We start from the raw sequence: 18283 nt of genomic DNA, 5'->3' as shown, positions 1-18283 counted from the left end.
AGCCATCACCCCTCAACAGCGACCTTCGCAGGCAACGGATCCACGTGTCCGCACGCATCGCACGTGCGCAACTCCAGCGAAGAGTGATAGCAATCGAACACCTTCGGCAGATCCGTCTCGATGTTCTCCAGCGCGAAAAACTCCTCGTACAACTTGTGATTGCACCGCTCGCAGAACCACATCAACCCGTCGCGCTCATGCGCCAGCCGCTTGCGCTCCACCACCAGGCCCACACCGCCCGGCGGGCGGCGCGGCGAATGCGGCACACCGCCCGGCAACAGAAAGATCTCGCCCGCGCGGATCGGAATATCGCGCACCGCGCCATCCTCCTGCACCTTCAGCGTCATCTCCCCTTCAAGCTGATAGAACCACTCCGGGCCCTCGTCGTAATGGAAATCCGTGCGGCTGTTCGGGCCGCCGACCACCATCACGATGAAATCGCCGTTCTCGATCATCTTGTTGCCGACCGGCGGCTTCAGCAGATGCCGGTTTTCCTCGATCCAGCCGAGCAGATTGATGGGAGAGGCAAGCATGGGCGATGTCCGTAAAAGGAAGAATCAGTCGCGCCGACCGTGGCGCGGCACGTAGGACAGGGCCTTTTCGTAGGCAGCCTGCAGCTCTTCCGGTGCGCCCACATCGATGCCCATCTCGCGCACCCGGCCGTCCTTCAGGCTGTATACCCAGCCGTGCACCATCAGTTTCTGGCCGCGTGCCCACGCGTCCTGCACGATCGTCGAGCGGCAGGCGTTGACCACCTGCTCGATCACGTTCAGCTCGCACAGGCGCGCATGCTTCAGCGCCGGGTCCTCGATCGCCTCCATGATCGCCGAGTGCTTCTGCGCCACATCGCCGACATGGCGCAGCCAGTTGTCGGCCAGGCCCACGCGCGTGTTGTTCAAGCTGGCGTGCACACCGCCGCAGCCGTAATGGCCCACGATCAGGATGTGCTTGACCTTCAGCTGATCCACGGCGTACTGGATCACGCTCAGGCAGTTCAGATCGGTATGCACCACGACGTTGGCCACGTTGCGGTGCACGAAGACTTCGCCCGGTGCCATGCCGATGATCTGGTTGGCCGGCACGCGCGAATCGGAACAGCCGATCCACAGGTATTCCGGGTGCTGCTGCTTGGCCAGCTGGTGGAAGAACTCCGGGTCTTCTTTCTCGATCCGGTCCGCCCATTCGCGGTTGTTCTGCAGCAGCTTGTGGATGTCTTTCATCGTGCGGGGTCCCTGACGTCGGGTGGGGGCAAGGCGCGGCCAGGGTGGCCGCGTCGTCGCAGGAGCGGGGAAGGTCAGTCGGCGGCAGTGCCGCCCTCGCGGCGCCAACGCATCCACTGCGCCAGCTCGCGTGATGCCGGGGCGTCCAGTGCCGACAGCGCGTCGATCACGCTGGACTGGTTGGCCTCGGGGTGGTTCTGGCTGAGCTTGAGTTTGATCTGCACCTGCGCCGGGCGGAAGCGGAAACCGACGATGCCGGCGAGCATGCGATGTTGGCGCGGCTCGATCGGCAGCAGGTCCCAGTCACCACCGACCTGTGCTTCATAGTGCGCGCTCAGGCCGTCCAGCATCGCGATCAGCGCATCATCGTCGGTCACCGGCTCCAGCACGCCGCGCAGTTCCGCGGCGGCGTAGTTCCAGGTCGGCACACGCGCCTGCGCGTCCTTGTCCGGATACCAGCCTGGCGATACATACGCATGCGGGCCGTGCACCAGCATCAACGCGGGGCCTGCATGGCCCGCCTGCGGGTTGGGCTTGGCCCAGTGGCCTTCGATCAGGATGCCGTCGGCATCGCGCCGGTACAGCACCGGCATCCGCGTGGCCTGCGGCAGGCCGTCCGCGCCGGTCGTGGCGAGGGTGACGAACGCATCGCGCGCCAGCAGCCGGTCCAGCCAGATCAGGTCGGTCTCGACGAAGGCGGACGGGATGAACATCGTCGGTTACGCGCGGGCGCCCAGGCTCTGGATCATGCGGCCGTGCAGTGCGTCATCGCTGTCGGCCTGTGGCGGCTGCACTTCATGCAGCGAGAAGCCGCGCACCAGGGCGTCTTCTTCATCCAGACCGTCGTAGGCGACGAACTCGGCGTCGAACAGCTGCGAGCGTGCGGTGTCTTCGCTGTCATAGCTCAGCGTGTTGCCGTCGCTGTCCAGCACCTCGGCGGTGCCGGCCGGGCGCACGCGCAGGCGGGCCCAGATCAGCGTGTTGCCGAGGCTGGCCAGGAACCACTCGTCGTGGTGGGAAGTGTCGTCGTTCATGTGATTACCATCGAAAGCAGCCAGAGCAGGGCAGCCATGCCCAGTCCAGCAAGCAGCGTAAGCAGGGAAAGCCAGGCCGGCGCGGCCAGGCCGGTCAGCGAGCGGTCGGGGCTCTGGCGATAGTCGCGGCCGAGCAGCCAGCGCAGCGCATCCGGGCGCAGGAACGCGCCCGTGCCGAAACGATCCGCCAGCGCCGGGTGGCGGTCGCGGATGTGGACCAGGGTCAGCGGCCAGAAGATCACGAAGGCACTGAACCCGGCGATCGCCACGCCGACGAAACACAGCGCGAAGAACAGGGTCATGGTTCAGTGCCTCCGTAGGTCGATCAGAATTCGGCGCTGCCCGGTGCGCGCGGGTAGGGGATCGCATCGCGGATGTTGCTCAGCCCGCAGACGTAGACCACCAAGCGCTCGAAGCCCAGGCCGAAGCCGGCGTGCGGCACCGAACCGTAGCGGCGGAAATCGCGGTACCAGCCGTAGTGCGCCGGATCCAAGCCGAACTGCGCCATGCGCGCATCCAGCACATCCAGGCGCTCTTCACGCTGGCTGCCGCCGATGATCTCGCCGATGCCCGGGGCCAGCACGTCCATCGCCGCAACGGTCTTGCCGTCGTCGTTCAGGCGCATGTAGAACGCCTTGATGTGCTCGGGGTAGTTGGTCACCACCACCGGGCGGCCGATGTGTTCTTCGGTCAGCCAGCGCTCGTGCTCGGTCTGCAGGTCCAGGCCCCATTCGACCGGGAAGTCGAACTTCTTGCCCGAGTTCTGCAGCAGCTTCACCGCTTCGGTGTAGTCGATCTGCTCGAACGGGGCGTTGATGAAGCCTTCCAGCTTTGTGATCGCGTTCTTGTCCACGCGCTCGGCCAGGAAGGCCAGGTCATCGCCACGCTCATCGAGCACCGCGCGGAACAGGTACTTCAGGAACTGCTCGGCCAGGCGCGCGTCTTCGGCCAGATCGGCGAAGGCGATTTCCGGCTCGATCATCCAGAACTCGGCCAGATGGCGGGTGGTGTTGGAGTTCTCGGCACGGAAGGTCGGGCCGAAGGTGTAGACCTTGCTCAGCGCCAGGCAGTAGGCCTCGACGTTCAGCTGGCCGGACACGGTCAGGAAGGTCTCCTTGCCGAAGAAATCGCGGCTGAAATCCACCTCGCCCTTTTCATTGCGCGGCAGGTTGGCCATGTCCAGGGTCGAGACCCGGAACATCTGGCCGGCACCTTCGGCATCGGACGTGGTCACGATCGGGGTGCTGATCCAGTTGAAGCCGTTCTGATGGAAGAACCGGTGCACGGCCTGGGCCAGGCAGTTGCGGATGCGGGTGACCGCACCGAACAGGTTCGTGCGCGGGCGCAGGTGCGCCACTTCCCGCAGGAACTCCGGGCTCATCGGCTTGGGCTGGATCGGGTAGGTCAGCGGGTCTTCGACCAGGCCCACGATCTCGATGTCGCTGGCCTGGATCTCGAAGGACTGGCCCTTGCCCTGGGATTTGACCAGGGTGCCGCGGGCGATCACCGAGCAGCCCGGGGTCAGGCTCTTGATGTCGTCGAAGTTGGCCAAGGAGTCATTGGCCACCACCTGGATGGGGGCGAAGCAGGAGCCATCGGTGACATTGACGAAGGCAAGCGCCGCAGAGCCGCGCACCGTGCGGACCCATCCGCGTACTGTTGCCTCGCCGCCTTCCGGGATCTTCCCGGCAAGCGCATGTTCAACGCTGACCACCGTCATGACTTGAATCCTCTATTGATCGACTCGATCTCTGAACACGGAGTTTAACGGGTGCGGTGTTCGGCTTGCGAGGCATTTCTCGCGTCCCCCGGGGGCTGCGCGCCGCGTGAACCGCAGCTGCGGCCGCCGAGGCCGGGCCGCGCCATACCCTCTATAATGATCACGATCCGCTGGAGTTGCCTGTCATGGCCGTAAGCCTTACCCCTGTTGCCTTTGCCCGTGTGCAGAAGTTCGTCGCGCAGACCCCCGGTGCGCTGGGCCTGCGTTTCGGCGTGACCCGCACCGGCTGTTCCGGCTGGGGGCACATCACCGATCTGGCCCGCGATGAGCGCGAAGGCGACACCGTGTTCGAGCAGGACGGGGTCCGCATCTATGTGGATGCCACCAGTCTGGACCTGGTCGACGGCACCGAAATCGACTTCGGCAAGCACGGGCTGAGTGAAACCTTCACGTTCAGGAACCCGAACGCGACCGCCGAATGCGGCTGCGGCGAGAGCTTCACGACCGAGGCCGACAAGGCCTGATCGCCTGCGCGCCGGGCCTGCTCAGCCCGCCCGGCTTGCCTGGAACCCCTTCTGCTGCCACAATGCGCGGCTTCCTGCCTGATTCCGGGCAGGACCCTTGCCCCACCGCGTTCACCTGCGGGGGGCTGTCCGGCCCTCAAAGGGCCACATCCGAAAGGTAAAAACACATGAGTCGTCATTACGAAGTCGTGTTCCTGGTCCATCCGGACCAGAGCGAACAGGTCCCGGCCATGATCGAGCGCTACAAGGCGCTGGTCGAGAACGGCAACGGCACCATCCACCGTCTGGAAGATTGGGGCCGTCGTCAGCTGGCTTACCCGATCCAGAACTTGGTGAAGGCCCACTACGTCATGCTCAACATCGAGTGCGACCAGGCCGTGCTGAGCGAGCTGGTGGAAAGCTTCCGCTTCAACGACGCCGTGCTGCGCAACCTCGTCATCAAGCGTGACGAAGCTGACACCGAGCAGTCGCTGATCATGAAGAGCAAGGACGAGAAGGGTGACAAGCCCGAGCGTGGCGAGCGTCGTCGTCGTGATGACGAAGAAGGTGAAACCACCCCCGCCGCCGCTGACACCGATGCCGGCGATGACGCCGCTTCGGCCGCTTAAGGAGCACTGACATGTCCAAGTTCTTCCGTCGTCGCAAGTTCTGCAAGTTCACGGCCGAAGGTGTCAAGGAGATCGATTACAAGGATCTCAACACCCTGCGCCAGTACCTCACCGAGAACGGCAAGATCGTGCCGAGCCGCGTGACCGGTACCAAGTCGAAGTACCAGCGCCAGCTGGCAACGGCCGTCAAGCGCGCCCGTTTCCTGGCCCTGATTCCGTACACCGACAACCACGACGTCTGATGAAGGCGGGCGGCCTTCCGGTCGCCGCTTTCGCGGATCCGGCCGCCCGCGCTGTAAAGCGTCGGGCGGTTTTAAGGATTCGCCGTTCGGATATTCGGACAGCCATCCGCTGCGGGGCCTGAGCCTCGCTAACGAATACATATTTGGAGCTACACCATGAAGCTGATTCTTCTTCAGAAGGTCACCAACCTCGGCGGTCTGGGCGATCTGGTCGACGTGAAGCCGGGCTACGGCCGCAACTTCCTCGTCCCGACCGGCAAGGCCGTTCCGGCCACCGCGACCAACGTGGCTGAGTTCGAAGCCAAGCGCGCTGATTACGAAGCTAAGGCCCAGTCGATCCACGCTGACGCCGAAGCCCGCAAGGCGAAGCTGGAAGGCAAGAGCGTCACGATCGCTGCGAACGCGTCGACCGAAGGCAAGCTGTACGGTTCGGTTGGCCCGCGCGATATCGCCGAAGCCTTCACCGCTGTCGGCCTGCCGCTGGAAAAGAGCGAAGTGATCCTGGGCGAAGGCGCCTTCCGCAACGTGGGCGAGTACGAGGTGACTGTTCACCTGCACGCCGACGTGGAAACCACCGTCAAGGTGGTTGTGGAAGCCGAAAAGGCCTGATCCCTGCCGAAAGGCGGGAGTCACTGAAACGGGCGCCCGCGAGGGTGCCCGTTTTTGTTTGTGGCAACGGCAACGGCTGGGCGCCTTGATGACATCGGTGGGAGTGCGCCGGGTAGCCTGGGCCGGGACCCGCCGTAAACCCGTCCTTGGGGGCTCGAAATGCGCCATCCATGGCGCATTACGGTCCCGGCCCAGGCTACCCGGCACCCTCCAGCCAAGGGTCCGGTCGGGGCGGTTGGAAGAGCTGGCTTCCGCTGGCTGTGGCGGGCGGTACCCAAGTTGGCATGGTCCGGGTCCAGGCCCAGGTAGATCCACGCCATGCGCGGATGCTCTTGCTTTTCGTACCGCGTCAGCGGCGTATGGCGTGGCTTTACCCCGTGTCGACGCGCCGACGATGGCGAACAGGTCGTGTCATGTCAGATCGGGCCAAGGCAAGCCAAGTCAAGGCAAGCCACGGCCGCCATGCTTCGGCTCTTATCCCGCACACCAGCCATGTGTCTACGGGATGGCGTGGGTGGGGTGGCGGGACCGTAATGCGCCATGGATGGCGCATTTCGAGCCCCCATGGACGGGTTCACGGCGGGTCCCGCGACCCCGCCCACGCCTTCCCGCCACGCACCAACTCGAAATGCCGCTTCTGCATTGGCATTGGCATTGGCATTGGCTTTGGCTTTGGCTTTGGCTCCAGCTCCAGCTACGGCGACACCCAACACCAGCCCCCGCAGCCCGCTGAACACCCGCCCCGTTATACTCAGGCTATCGCGTCGCCCCCGGGGCCATTGAAACCCTGCAACATCAATGGCTTGAAGGGTAAATCCGCTCCGTAATCCACCATGGTGGGGGTCGCTTCAGACCTTCGCCCGGAAAACCATCACGCCATGCGTCTGTCCACGATCAAGCTGTCCGGATTCAAATCCTTCGTCGATCCGACCACGCTGCACCTGCCGACCAACATGACCGGCGTGGTGGGGCCCAATGGCTGTGGCAAATCCAACATCATCGACGCCGTGCGCTGGGTCATGGGCGAAAGCTCCGCCAGCCGCCTGCGCGGCGACTCGCTCACCGACGTCATCTTCTCCGGCTCCTCCGCCCGCAAGCCCGTCTCGCAGGCCACCGTCGAACTGATCTTCGACAATACCGACCACACCATCACCGGCGAGTACGCCTCGTTCAACGAGATCTCGGTCAAGCGCACCGTCAGCCGCGACGGCAGCAGCAACTACTACCTCAACGGCACCAAGTGCCGCCGCCGCGACATCACCGATCTGTTCCTCGGCACCGGCCTGGGGCCGCGCAGCTACTCGATCATCGAGCAGGGCATGATCAGCAAGATCATCGAGGCCCGGCCTGAAGATCTGCGCGTGTATCTGGAAGAGGCCGCCGGCATCTCCAAGTACAAGGAGCGCCGCAAGGAAACCGAAACCCGCATCCGGCATACCCGCGAAAACCTGGATCGCCTCGGCGACCTGCGCGAGGAAATCGGCAAGCAGCTCGAGCACCTCAAGCGCCAGGCGCGCCAGGCCGAGCAGTACCAGGCGCTGCAGGAAGAGCGCAAGGTCAAGGATGCCGAGTGGAAGGCGCTGGAGTACCGCGGCCTGGATGGGCGCTTGGGCGGCCTGCGCGAAGCGCTGTCGCGCGAGGAAACGCGCCTGCAGCAGTTGATCGCCGAACAGCGTGACGCCGAAGCCCGTATTGAAACCAGCCGCCTGCGCCGCGAAGAGGCCTCCGATGCGCTCAACACCGCGCAGGCCGAGGTGTACCAGGTCGGCAGCACGTTGGCCCGCCTGGAACAGCAGATCCAGCATCAGCGCGAAATGTCGCAGCGACTGAACAAGGCGCGCGACGAAGCCCAGCAGGCGCTGGCCGATCTGGGTCAGCACATCAGTGGCGATGAGGCCAAGCTGATGGTGCTGCGCGAGGCGGTCGATGACGCCGAGCCGCGCCTGGAGCAGCTGCAGGAAGAGAACGAAATCAAACAGGAAGCCCTGCGCGACGCCGAGGCCCGTCTGGCCGATTGGCAGCAGCGCTGGGAAGCCCATACCCGCAATACCTCGGAAGCCTCGCGCGCCGGTGAAGTTGAACGTACCCGCGTGGACTATCTGGACCGTCAGGTGCTGGAAGCCGACCGCCGCCGCGAGTCGCTGCAGGCCGAGCGCGCTGGGCTGGATCTGGACGCATTGGCCGAGGTGTTCGAGGAGCTGCACATCCAGCACGAGACCCAGAAGGCCTCGCTGGACACGCTCAACGAGCAGGTCGAAGAACGCAAGCATGTCGTGGCCGGGCTGCAGGATCGCCAGCGCAGCGGCCAGACCGAACTGGCCGAGATCCGCAAGCAGGCCCAGGCCGCACGCGGCCGTTTGTCCTCGCTGGAAACCCTGCAGCAGGCCGCGCTTGGCCAGGAGCAGGGCGCTGCGGTGGCATGGCTGAAGGCACGTGGGCTGGATTCCGGCGCGCGCGTCGGTGAGCGGCTGACCGTGGAGAGTGGCTGGGAAAACGCCGTGGAAAGCGCGCTCGGTCAGCTGATCGAAGGTGTGCTGGTCGATGCACCGGAATCGCTGGTGGATGCACTGGGCGAACTCGGGGAGGGCCGCATCGCGCTGGTCTCGGCCGAACAGGACGCGCTGACCGTCGCGCCGACCTCGTTGGCCGCGAAAGTGCAGGGCCCGACGGCGATCCGTCGCTTGCTGGCGCGCCTGCATGCCGCCGAGGATCTCGAGGCCGCGCGTGCACTGCAGGCCACACTGGGTGAGGGCGACTCGGTCATTACCCGCGGTGGCGAGCGCTTGGGCGAGGGCTGGGTGCGCGTGTCGCGCTCCGGCGCGGCCAAGCAGGGCGCACTGCTGCGTGAGCGCGAGATCGTCACCCTGCGCGAGCAGATCGACACGCTTCAGGACCGCGAAGCCGCACTGGAAGAGCAGCTGGCCGGGTTCCGTGACCAGTTGCTGGCCGGTGAGCAGCAGCGCGAAGACGCGCAGCGCCAGCTGTACCTGGCCCATCGCAGCGTCTCCGAACTCGGTGGGCAGCTGCAGAGCCAACAGGGCAAGGTGGAGGCCGCGCGCACCCGCATCGATCGCATCGAAGGCGAACTGGTGCAGCTGCTGGAAACGCTGGATGCCGGCCGTGAGCAGGTGCGCGAGGCACGCTCGCGCCTGGACGATGCGGTCACCAGCATGGGCGATCTTGAATTCGTCCGCGCCGCGCTGGAAGGCGAGCGCCGACAGTTCACCGATGCCCGTGATCAGGCCCGTGATCAGGCCCGCAACGTACGCGAAGCGGCGCACTCGCTGGCACTGACCCTGGAATCACAACGGGCACAGATCGCCTCGCTGAGCCAGGCGCTGGAGCGCATGAGCACGCAGCGCGGGCAGCTGGATACGCGCCTGGGCGAACTGCATTCGCAGCTCGATGAGGGCGATTCACCGGTCAAGACGCTGGAAGCCGAACATCAGAACGCGCTCGGCGAGCGCGTCCGCGCCGACCGGGTGCTGGGCGAGGCGCGCACGCTGCTGGATGGTATTGATGCCGAGCTGCGCAGTTTCGAACAGACCCGCCATCAGCGCGACGAACAGGCGCTTGCCCAGCGCGAGCGGATTTCCCAGCGCAAGCTCGACCAGCAGGCGCTGGTGCTCAGCGCCGACCAGCTGTCGGCCTCGGTGGAGAAGGCCGGGTTCGTGCTGCAGGACGTGATCAACGGCCTGCCCGAGGATGCGCGCATCACCGACTGGGAGCAGACGGTCCATCAGATCGACGGCCGCATGCGCCGCCTGGAGCCGGTGAACCTCGCCGCCATCCAGGAATACGGTGAGGCCTCGCAGCGTTCGGAGTATCTGGATGCGCAGAACACCGACCTCACCACCGCGCTGGAAACCCTGGAAGACGCGATCCGCAAGATCGACCGCGAGACCCGCGGCCGCTTCAAGGACACCTTCGACCGGGTCAATGCCGGCGTGCAGCAGCTGTATCCGCGTCTGTTCGGTGGTGGCCACGCGTATCTGGAATTGACAGGTGAAGACCTGCTCGACACCGGTGTTGCGATCATGGCGCGGCCGCCGGGCAAGCGGGTATCGAGCATCTCGCTGCTGTCCGGTGGCGAGAAGGCGATGACCGCGGTGGCGCTGGTGTTTGCGATCTTCCAGCTCAACCCGGCGCCGTTCTGCCTGCTGGACGAGGTGGACGCGCCGCTGGACGAGGCCAACGTCGGCCGCCTGGCCAACATGGTCAAGGAAATGAGCGAGAAGGTTCAGTTCCTGTTTGTGAGCCACAACAAGGCCACGATGGAGGCAGCGCACCAGCTTTCCGGCGTGACCATGCGCGAACCGGGCGTCAGCCGACTGGTCAGTGTCGACCTGGAGGAAGCCGCACGATTGGCGGGCGCGGCGTGACGTGCCATCCTTAAGTACCTGAATGATTTAGCCGGAGAACCTCCCGAATGTCCGACATGGCACTGCTCCGCATCGGCATCCTGGCCGCCGGCCTGCTGTTGATCGCTGCGATCTTCCTGTTTGGCCGTCCGAAAAAGAAAGTGCAGGGCCGCCGCGTCGAGGGTGCCGAAGGCACCAACGGCCAGCGCCGCGAGCCCGTACTGGGCGAGGGCGAGACCCCGGCCGACGGCGCCGCGCCCGTGGTGGGCGAAGACGGCGTGACCCAGCCCGAACTCGGCCTGCCCGAGGTGGATGCCGGTCCGGCCAGCGACCTTGGCAAGCGCACCACCCAGGATTTCGACAAGATCGTCTCGCTGTTCGTGGCCGCCCGTGCCGGTGAGCAGCTGCGTGGCGAAGACATCGTCGTCGCTGCGGAAAAGACCGGCCTGGTGTTCGGCCACATGAATGTCTTCCACCGTCTGGTCGAAGGCCATCCTGAGCGCGGCCCGATCTTCTCGATGGCCAGCATCATGAAGCCGGGCAGTTTCGACATGGCCAACATCCGCGAGATGGAAACGCCGGCGATCGCCTTCTTCTTGACCCTGCCGGCGCCGCTGACCGCGCTGGACGCCTGGGAAAAGATGTTGCCGACCGTGCAGCGCATGGGCGAACTGCTCGATGGCGTGGTGCTCGATGACAGCCGCAACGCACTGGGCCGCCAGCGCATCGCGCACATCCGCGATGAGCTGCGTGCCTACGACCGCCAGCACCAGGCCCCGCCGCTCACCAAAGCACCGCGTTGGTGATTACGTAGGGCCGACCAACGGTCGGCTCTACATTTACCGGTTGCGGCTGACCACCGCCTCGAACGCCTCACGGAACCGCGCCATCTCGGCCGCGGTGCCGACGGTCACCCGCACCCGCCGCGGCCAGATCGGCCAGCTGCGGCCGATGACCACGCCGCGCTCGGCCATCGCCGCGGAAAATGCTGCGCCGTCACGCTGCACATCGACCACGAAACAGTTCGCTTGGGAAGGCACGCAGGTAAAACCGCGCTTGCCCAGCCAGCCGATGGTCTCCTGCCGCACCACGGCATTCTCTGCGTTGCGCTGTGCAATCAATCCGGGATCGCGCAGGCTCGCCAGCCCGGCGGCCACCGCCGTAACCGGCAACGGGTTGTCGCCCAGGCTGGCCAGTTCCTTCAGCCGATCCGGATGCGCAGCCGCCACACCCAGGCGCAGTCCGGCCATGCCGTAGAGCTTGGAGAAGGTGCGCAGCACGATCACGTCATCGCGCTGCATCACCTGGGCGATCACCGAGCGTTGTTCGCTGTACTGCAGGTAGGCCTCATCGACCAGCACCCGGGTCTGCGCAGGCGTGTTGGCCAGCAGCCAGGCGATGTCGGCCGCCGGGGTGATCGAGCCGGTGGGATTGTTGGGGTTGCACAGGTACAACAGGCCGGCATTGACCGTCGCGGCGGCCGCCGCCATTGCACGTACGTCGTGTGCCCCGTCGGCGCGCAGCGGCACCTTGGCCACCGTGGCCCCACGCGCAGCGGCAAGATCGCCCAGCGCCTCGAAGGTGGGATCGGCGACCACCAGCCCCGCGCCAGGCGAGGTCCAGAGCACTGCCGCCCGGTTCAGTGGCTCGCTGGAGCCCGGATACAGCCGCACGTGATCCTTGCCGATGCCTTCCTGCAGGGCGAACAGGTCGCGCAGCTCGCCGGCCAGCGCAAACAGATACCGCCCGCTGCCGGCGACGATGTCGCGCGCCGCGGCCTGCGCGGCGGGCGATGGCCCATACGGGCATTCGTTGAAGTTCAGCAGCACCGGTCCCGCACTGGCGGGGAGCGCGCGCGACGGCGCAGCCGATGCAGGCAGTACGCCCAGGCCGGACAACGCCAGGCCGGTACCGGCCAGTTGCAGAAACGAGCGACGGGAAGCGGCAAGGGCAGGGGTCACGGCGCACCGGGCAAAGAGGGGTTCCGCGCAACCTAGCGCCACTGCGAAGTAGCGGCAAGCGTTCTTCACTGCGCGCAGGAGCGGGGGGAGGGGTAAAATTGAATGCCCCACCAGGATCGCCTTCCGCATGACCCCCAGCCCCGCCGCACGTGCCGACGTCCTGCGCCGCCAGATCGAGGATGCCGGCAAGGCATACCACGAGCGCGACGAGCAGTTGATTCCCGACGTCGAGTACGACCTGCTGGTGCGTGAGCTGGAGGCAATCGAACAGGCGCACCCGCAACTGGCCGCGGCCGACTCGCCCACCCGGCAGGTCGGTGGCAAGGCCTCTTCGCGCTTCGCCGAGGTCCGCCATGCGGTGCCGATGCTGTCGCTGGGCAACGCCTTCAGCGATGAGGAAGTCCAGGATTTCGTGCGCCGCATCGGCGAGCGCCTGCGCCGCAGTACGCTGCATTTTTCCGCCGAACCCAAACTCGACGGCCTGGCGATCAGCCTGCGCTACGAGAACGGCCGCTTCGTCCAGGGCGCAACCCGGGGTGATGGCGCCACCGGTGAGGATGTCAGTGCCAATCTGCGCCAGATCAGCGTGATCCCGCAGGCGCTCAACGGCGAAGGCTGGCCCGAGGTGTTGGAAGTACGCGGCGAGGTCTACATGGCCCGCGCTGATTTCGAGGCCTACAACGCCGATGCCCGGCTGCATGACGGGAAGGTGCTGGCCAATCCGCGCAACGCCGCGGCCGGCTCGCTGCGCCAGCTGGATCCGAAGATGAGCGCCAAGCGCAAGCTCAGTTTCTACGCCTATGGCATCGGCCAGGTCGACGGCGGTGAACTGCCGCCCACCCACTCGGCCACGCTGGCCCAGCTGCGTGCATGGGGCTTCCCGGTCAGCGACCTGTGCCAGGTGGTGGAAGGTGCGGACGGGCTGCTGGCCTATTACCGTGACATTGGCGAGCGCCGCGATGGCCTGGCCTTCGATATCGACGGGGTGGTCTACAAGCTCGACGACCGTGCCGGCCAGGAACAGATGGGTTTCGTCGCCCGAGCGCCGCGCTGGGCGATCGCACACAAGTTCCCGGCACAGGAGCAGACCACCACGGTGGAGGCGATCGAGATCCAGATCGGCCGCACCGGCGCGGCGACCCCGGTGGCGCGCCTGGCACCGGTGGCCGTGGCCGGCGTGATCGTGTCCAACGCGACGCTGCACAACGCCGATCAGATCGCGCGTCTGGATGTCCGTGTCGGCGATACGGTGATCGTGCGCCGCGCCGGCGATGTGATACCGGAAGTGGTCAGCGTCATCGCCGACCGTCGCCCCGGCGGTACCACGCCGTGGCAGATGCCCTCGCAGTGCCCGGTGTGCGGTTCGGAGATCGTCCGCGAAGAGGGTGAGGCGGCCTGGCGCTGCTCGGGTGAGCTGAGCTGCCCGGCGCAGCGCAAGGAAGCCATCGCGCACTTCGCCTCGCGCCGTGCGATGGATATCGACGGATTGGGCGGCAAGTACATCGAGACGCTGGTCGATGCCGGCATCGTGCGCGGCGTGTCGGATCTGTACCGTCTGCAGCGCGATCAACTGCTGCAGCTCAAGCTGGTGCTGGATGCCGAGTCGCCCGAGGCCTTAGCCAGCCAGATCGGGCTGCACCTGCCGCCGGAAGGCAGTGGCGATTACCTGCGTGGCATTCTCAGGCTGGATGGGACTGACGAGGCGTGGCGCGCGCAGGCGCTGGCGATGCCGGCCACGTTCGCCTGGAACACGAAGAAGATCGCGACCAAGTGGGCCGACAACCTGATCGCCGCCATCGACGCCAGCCGCACCACCACGCTGGAGCGCCTGTTGTTCGCGCTGGGCATCGAGCATGTCGGTGAGAGCACCGCCAAGGCCCTGGCGACCTGGTTCGGCGATCTCGAGCTGATCCGCCATCTGCCGTGGCCGCTGTTCAAGCGCGTGCCGGACATCGGCGGTGAAGTCGCGCGCTCGCTGGGCCACTTCTTCGAGCAGGCCGGCAACCAGGAGGCGATCGACGCCCTGTTGCAGGTTGGCCAGGTGCGCATCAGCGATGTGCATCCGCCGATCGCCAAGCTGCGCGAAGGACTGGATTTCGCGCAGTTGCTGGTGGAAGCCGAGATCCCGGGCATCACCCGCCTGCGCGCCGAAAAGCTGGTCGCCATGCTGCCGGACGCCGCCTCGGTGCTGGATGCCGAGCCGGTGCGTTTCGTGGCCGCCGGTCTGCCCAACGAGGTCGCGATGGGCCTTGCGGACTGGCTGGACAGCGAGGGCCACGGCCCGATGCTGCTCAAGGGCGAGGCGTACCGCCAGAAGCTGTTGGCACTGGCGCCGGAGCAGGCCGACCAGGTCGCAGGGCCCCTGGATGGCCAGACCGCCGTGCTGACCGGCACGCTGACGCAGATGAATCGCGACGAGGCCAAGGCGCGGCTGGAAGCGCTCGGTGCCAAGGTGGCTGGCAGTGTGTCCAAGAAGACCTCGTTCGTGGTGGCGGGTGCCGAGGCCGGGTCCAAGCTGACCAAGGCGCAGGAGCTGGGCGTGCCGGTCTGGGACGAAGACCAGCTGATCGCCTTCCTCGCGAAGCATTGAACAAGAGAGACCGCATGCAGACCGTTCCCCTCGATTTCCGCCTGGCCAACGTGGCCGACACCGAGTTGCTGATCGGGCTGATGCGTGATTTCTACGCGGAAGACAAACTCGATTTTGAAGACGTCCGTGTGCGCCATGCCTTGGCGGCACTGCTGCAAGATCCGCGCAATGGCGAAGTGCTGTTGTGGCTGGACGAGGCGGGCGCGGTGGTGGGCTACGGTGCGCTGGCGATGGGCTTCAGCCTGGAGCAGGGGGGTCACTTCGCGCTGCTGGACGAGCTCTACCTGGCCCATGCCGCGCGCGGCCGCGGGCGCGGCAAGCAGGCGCTGGCCATTCTGGAGCAGCGTGCCAATGCACGCGGCGTGGAGCGGATGCGGCTGGAGGTGAACCACCACAACGAACTGGCGCGCCGGTTGTACCTGGCCACCGGCTATGTGGATGACACCCGCGATCTGCTGACGCTGCCGTTGGCCCAGCGCCTGAAGGACGCGCGCGCATGATCGCCGCGCTGCGCCAGCGTGCCGCGCTCAACGCACTGATCCGCAGCTTCTTCGCCGCGCGCGATGTGCTGGAGGTGGAAACGCCGATCCTCTCCGCCGCCGGCAATACCGAGCCGAACATCGACAGCTTCCACACCCGCTTCAGTGGGCACGTGGATGCAGGCACGCCGCAACGCTGGCTGCGTACCTCGCCGGAGTTTCCCCTCAAACGGCTGCTCGCCGCCGGGGTGGGCGACTGTTACGAACTGGGCCGCGTGTTCCGCAATGGCGAGGCCGGTGGCCGCCACAACCCCGAGTTCACCATGCTGGAGTGGTATCGGGTCGGCTGGGATCACCACCGTTTGATCGGCGAGACCGCCGAGCTGGTGCGCGCCGCACTGCAGCTGGTCCAGCGCGAGGCCACGTTGGAGTTGATCGATTACCGCGGTCTCTACCAGCGGCACATCGGGCTGGACCCGTTCGAGGCCAGCCTGGAACAGCTGCAGGCGCCGCTGGCCGAGATCCGCATCGATGCCGAGGGGCTCACCCGCGACGACTGGCTCGATCTACTGATGACCCACTGCATCCAGCCGCACTTCCGTGACGACACGATGACGGTGGTGCACGACTGGCCCGCCACCCAGGCGGCACTGGCGCGGATCCGTCCGGGCACGCCGGCATTGGCCGAGCGCTTCGAGCTGTACCTGGGCAGTGTGGAGCTGGCCAACGGCTATCACGAGCTGAACGATGCGGCTGAACAACGCGCGCGCTTCGAGCGCGACCATGCGATACGCACCGCACGTGGCGACGTGCTGCCACCGCTGGATGAACCTCTGCTGGCGGCACTGCCGGCATTGCCCGACTGCGCGGGCGTCGCGGTCGGCGTGGACCGCCTGTTGATGGCGATGAACCGCACCGGCCGGATCGCCGATGTGCTGGCCTTCGATTTCGCCCGGGCGTGAGGCGCTGTTGACGCAATCGCGCCTTGCACGGGATGCATGATGATGCTCTGATCACACGGGATGTCCGAAGGTGGTCGTGTGATCGTTCAGGCGTGGCGGGGATCGTGTTGATGAAGCTGTTGGTAGGCGCGGGCATGCCCCTGTGGCCGGTATTGCTGTGGACTGCGCTGCTGCCTGACACGGCGCTGGCGCAGACGGGCGGTTATGCCGGCGAAGTGGTGCGCTGCGAGTCACGCGACATGGAATGGGTGCACTGCGACATCCCGACCGAACGCGGCGTCGATCTGATCCGCCAGCTGTCCGACAACAGCTGTGTGCGTGGCTCGGAGTGGGGCACCGATCGCTCCGGCGTCTGGGTCACCCTGGGCTGCCGCGCCGAGTTCCGCGCGCGGACTGCCGTCGCTGCCACCCGTGCCGATGGCGAACGCCGCACCCGCCGTGTGGTGCGCTGCGAATCCAATGGTCGCCCGCAGAGTTGCCCGGTCGTGCTGCAGGGTGCGCCGGTGCGTCTGCTTCGCCAGCTCACCTCGCTGCCGTGCCGCGAAGGTCACAGCTGGGGCTATCGCCGCAACGAGATCTGGGTGACCCGTGGCTGCCAGGGCGAGTTTGAAGTGGGGGCCGCCGATGGCAGTGGCTTCCTCAACGTACCGCGCCTCCTGGTCTGCGAATCCAAATCCCGTCAGCGCCGCTTCTGTGGTGCGGGAATCACCCACGGTGTCACGCTCAACAAGCAGCTGTCCGGCACGCCCTGCGAGCAGGGCAGCAGCTGGGGCTGGGACAGTCGCGGGGTCTGGGTGGACAAGGGCTGCCGGGCCGAGTTCGCGGTCAACTGAGCACGCGATTCCGCCCGCATCGGCGCGCCGCTACAATGGGCCGATGAACGCATCCACCGACATCGATTACGCCCGTTACGACCATATCCGCCCGATCCTGTGGACCGGCGAGAGCCTGCAGCTGCTCGACCAGCGCAAACTGCCGTTCATTGTCGAGCACGTGGAGTGCCGCGACAGCGACGCGGTCGCCGAGGCCATCCACGCGCTGACCGTGCGCGGCGCGCCGGCCATCGGCATTGCGGCCGCCTGGGGTGTGGTGCTGGCGGCCAACGAGGTGCAGGCCGATGATGGCGCCCAGGCGCTGCTGAAGCTGGAACCTGCGCTGCAGCGCCTCAATGCATCCCGCCCGACCGCCGTGAATCTGGCCTGGGCGCTGGCCCGGATGCGCCGCGCGCTGGCCCCGGCCGGTGCCGACTGGCAGCAGGTGCTGGCTGCCGAGGCGCAGGCGATCGCCGAGGAGGACCTGGCCGCCAACCGTCACATGGGCGCGCTGGGCGCTGGCTTGATCGAGGCTGGCAGCGGCGTGCTGACCCATTGCAACACCGGCTCGCTGGCCACCGCCGGCTTCGGTACCGCGCTGGGCGTGATCCGTGCCGGCATGGCCCAGCACCGCATCGCCCGCGTGTTCGCCGGCGAGACCCGGCCGTGGCTGCAGGGCGCGCGCCTGACGGTGTGGGAGCTGCAGCAGGATGGCATCGACGCCACCCTGATCGCCGATTCGGCCGCCTCGCACCTGATGAAGACCGGCGCGGTGCAGTGGGTGATCGTCGGCGCCGACCGCATCTGCGCCAACGGGGATACCGCCAACAAGATCGGCACCTACCAGCTGGCCATCGCCGCCCGCCATCACGGCGTGAAGTTCATGGTGGTGGCGCCGTCCTCCACGGTGGACATGGACACCGCCGACGGCGAGCAGATCGAGATCGAGCAGCGCGACCCGGGCGAGCTGTACGGGGTGGGCGGGACCCGCACCGTGGCCGAGGGCATCGCCGCTTGGAACCCGGTGTTCGACGTCACCCCGGGCAGCCTGATCGATGCCATCGTGACCGAGCGCGGGGTCATCCTGAACCCGACCGTCGCCAATATGCAGGCCGCGTTCGGGTAATGGCCCGGCGGGGCCGCCTGTGGTGCCGGCCGCTG

18 protein-coding genes are annotated in these 18283 nt (G+C 66.6%); 11 read left to right on the top strand and 7 right to left on the bottom strand.

The window, feature by feature from the left end; translation table 11 throughout:
• Positions 1 to 5: 5 nt before the first annotated feature.
• The 6 genes from ACWV8V_RS07965 to asnS form a co-directional block, all read right to left on the bottom strand.
• Positions 6 to 533, bottom strand: a complete 528-nt coding sequence (locus tag ACWV8V_RS07965; RefSeq protein WP_455899411.1) for a 3-hydroxyanthranilate 3,4-dioxygenase — start codon at positions 531 to 533, stop codon at positions 6 to 8.
• Positions 534 to 557: 24 nt separating this feature from the next.
• Positions 558 to 1220 (bottom strand): carbonate dehydratase, encoded by a 663-nt coding sequence (gene can / locus ACWV8V_RS07960; RefSeq protein ID WP_123729657.1) that lies wholly within the window; start codon positions 1218 to 1220, stop codon positions 558 to 560.
• 74 nt (positions 1221 to 1294) lie between these two features.
• The gene (locus ACWV8V_RS07955; protein WP_455899410.1) at positions 1295 to 1933 is read right to left on the bottom strand and encodes an FMN-binding negative transcriptional regulator; all 639 of its coding nucleotides are present in this window, start codon (positions 1931 to 1933) and stop codon (positions 1295 to 1297) included.
• Positions 1934 to 1939: 6 nt separating this feature from the next.
• A complete protein-coding gene (locus ACWV8V_RS07950; protein WP_046273331.1) occupies positions 1940 to 2254 on the bottom strand; it encodes a hypothetical protein in 315 nt (104 codons plus the stop codon).
• On the bottom strand, positions 2251 to 2556 hold the full coding sequence (locus ACWV8V_RS07945) for a hypothetical protein (protein WP_259261606.1): 306 nt from the start codon (positions 2554 to 2556) through the stop codon (positions 2251 to 2253). Before ACWV8V_RS07945 ends, ACWV8V_RS07950 begins: the two co-directional genes overlap by 4 nt.
• A 23-nt stretch (positions 2557 to 2579) precedes the next feature.
• Positions 2580 to 3974: an asparagine--tRNA ligase gene (asnS, locus tag ACWV8V_RS07940; protein ID WP_455899409.1), complete on the bottom strand. Its 1395-nt coding sequence runs from the start codon at positions 3972 to 3974 to the stop codon at positions 2580 to 2582.
• A 185-nt stretch (positions 3975 to 4159) separates the two neighbouring features.
• On the opposite strand from asnS, the gene ACWV8V_RS07935 reads away from it, so the two are divergent.
• The 6 genes from ACWV8V_RS07935 (at position 4160) to zipA (ending at position 11124) form a co-directional block, all read left to right on the top strand.
• The gene (locus ACWV8V_RS07935; protein ID WP_455899408.1) at positions 4160 to 4498 is read left to right on the top strand and encodes a HesB/IscA family protein; all 339 of its coding nucleotides are present in this window, start codon (positions 4160 to 4162) and stop codon (positions 4496 to 4498) included.
• A gap of 167 nt (positions 4499 to 4665) precedes the next feature.
• Positions 4666 to 5106, top strand: a complete 441-nt coding sequence (gene rpsF / locus ACWV8V_RS07930; protein ID WP_088434172.1) for a 30S ribosomal protein S6 — start codon at positions 4666 to 4668, stop codon at positions 5104 to 5106.
• An 11-nt stretch (positions 5107 to 5117) separates the two neighbouring features.
• Positions 5118 to 5348 (top strand): 30S ribosomal protein S18, encoded by a 231-nt coding sequence (gene rpsR, locus ACWV8V_RS07925; protein WP_002804494.1) that lies wholly within the window; start codon positions 5118 to 5120, stop codon positions 5346 to 5348.
• Between the two features lie 156 nt (positions 5349 to 5504).
• Positions 5505 to 5957 carry a 50S ribosomal protein L9 gene (rplI, locus tag ACWV8V_RS07920; protein WP_121037848.1) on the top strand — a complete coding sequence of 151 codons (453 nt, stop codon included), beginning with the start codon at positions 5505 to 5507 and terminating at the stop codon, positions 5955 to 5957.
• Positions 5958 to 6835: 878 nt separating this feature from the next.
• Positions 6836 to 10339, top strand: a complete 3504-nt coding sequence (gene smc, locus ACWV8V_RS07915) for a chromosome segregation protein SMC (RefSeq protein ID WP_455899407.1) — start codon at positions 6836 to 6838, stop codon at positions 10337 to 10339.
• A gap of 47 nt (positions 10340 to 10386) precedes the next feature.
• Entirely contained in the window at positions 10387 to 11124 is a 738-nt protein-coding gene (gene zipA / locus ACWV8V_RS07910; protein ID WP_265308310.1) for a cell division protein ZipA, read from the top strand.
• Positions 11125 to 11157: 33 nt separating this feature from the next.
• Here the strand turns inward: zipA and ACWV8V_RS07905 are convergent, their stop codons facing one another.
• Positions 11158 to 12279 carry a pyridoxal phosphate-dependent aminotransferase gene (locus ACWV8V_RS07905; RefSeq protein WP_455899406.1) on the bottom strand — a complete coding sequence of 374 codons (1122 nt, stop codon included), beginning with the start codon at positions 12277 to 12279 and terminating at the stop codon, positions 11158 to 11160.
• Between the two features lie 127 nt (positions 12280 to 12406).
• Between ACWV8V_RS07905 and ligA the strand changes: the two genes are divergently transcribed.
• The 5 genes from ligA (at position 12407) to mtnA (ending at position 18248) form a co-directional block, all read left to right on the top strand.
• The gene (gene ligA, locus ACWV8V_RS07900) at positions 12407 to 14869 is read left to right on the top strand and encodes an NAD-dependent DNA ligase LigA (protein ID WP_455899405.1); all 2463 of its coding nucleotides are present in this window, start codon (positions 12407 to 12409) and stop codon (positions 14867 to 14869) included.
• A 14-nt stretch (positions 14870 to 14883) separates the two neighbouring features.
• Entirely contained in the window at positions 14884 to 15369 is a 486-nt protein-coding gene (locus ACWV8V_RS07895; protein WP_259261612.1) for a GNAT family N-acetyltransferase, read from the top strand.
• The gene (epmA, locus tag ACWV8V_RS07890; RefSeq protein ID WP_455899404.1) at positions 15366 to 16310 is read left to right on the top strand and encodes an EF-P lysine aminoacylase EpmA; all 945 of its coding nucleotides are present in this window, start codon (positions 15366 to 15368) and stop codon (positions 16308 to 16310) included. The genes ACWV8V_RS07895 and epmA overlap by 4 nt, the downstream gene beginning before the upstream one ends.
• A 110-nt stretch (positions 16311 to 16420) precedes the next feature.
• A complete protein-coding gene (locus ACWV8V_RS07885; protein ID WP_455899403.1) occupies positions 16421 to 17143 on the top strand; it encodes a DUF3011 domain-containing protein in 723 nt (240 codons plus the stop codon).
• 43 nt (positions 17144 to 17186) lie between these two features.
• Positions 17187 to 18248, top strand: coding sequence for an S-methyl-5-thioribose-1-phosphate isomerase (gene mtnA, locus ACWV8V_RS07880; RefSeq protein ID WP_259261615.1), 1062 nt, complete (start codon positions 17187 to 17189; stop codon positions 18246 to 18248).
• Positions 18249 to 18283 lie beyond the last annotated feature (35 nt).

The organism is Stenotrophomonas sp. Ker107b, assembly GCF_053847245.1.
This window is presented reverse-complemented; position numbering and strand designations above follow the sequence as displayed.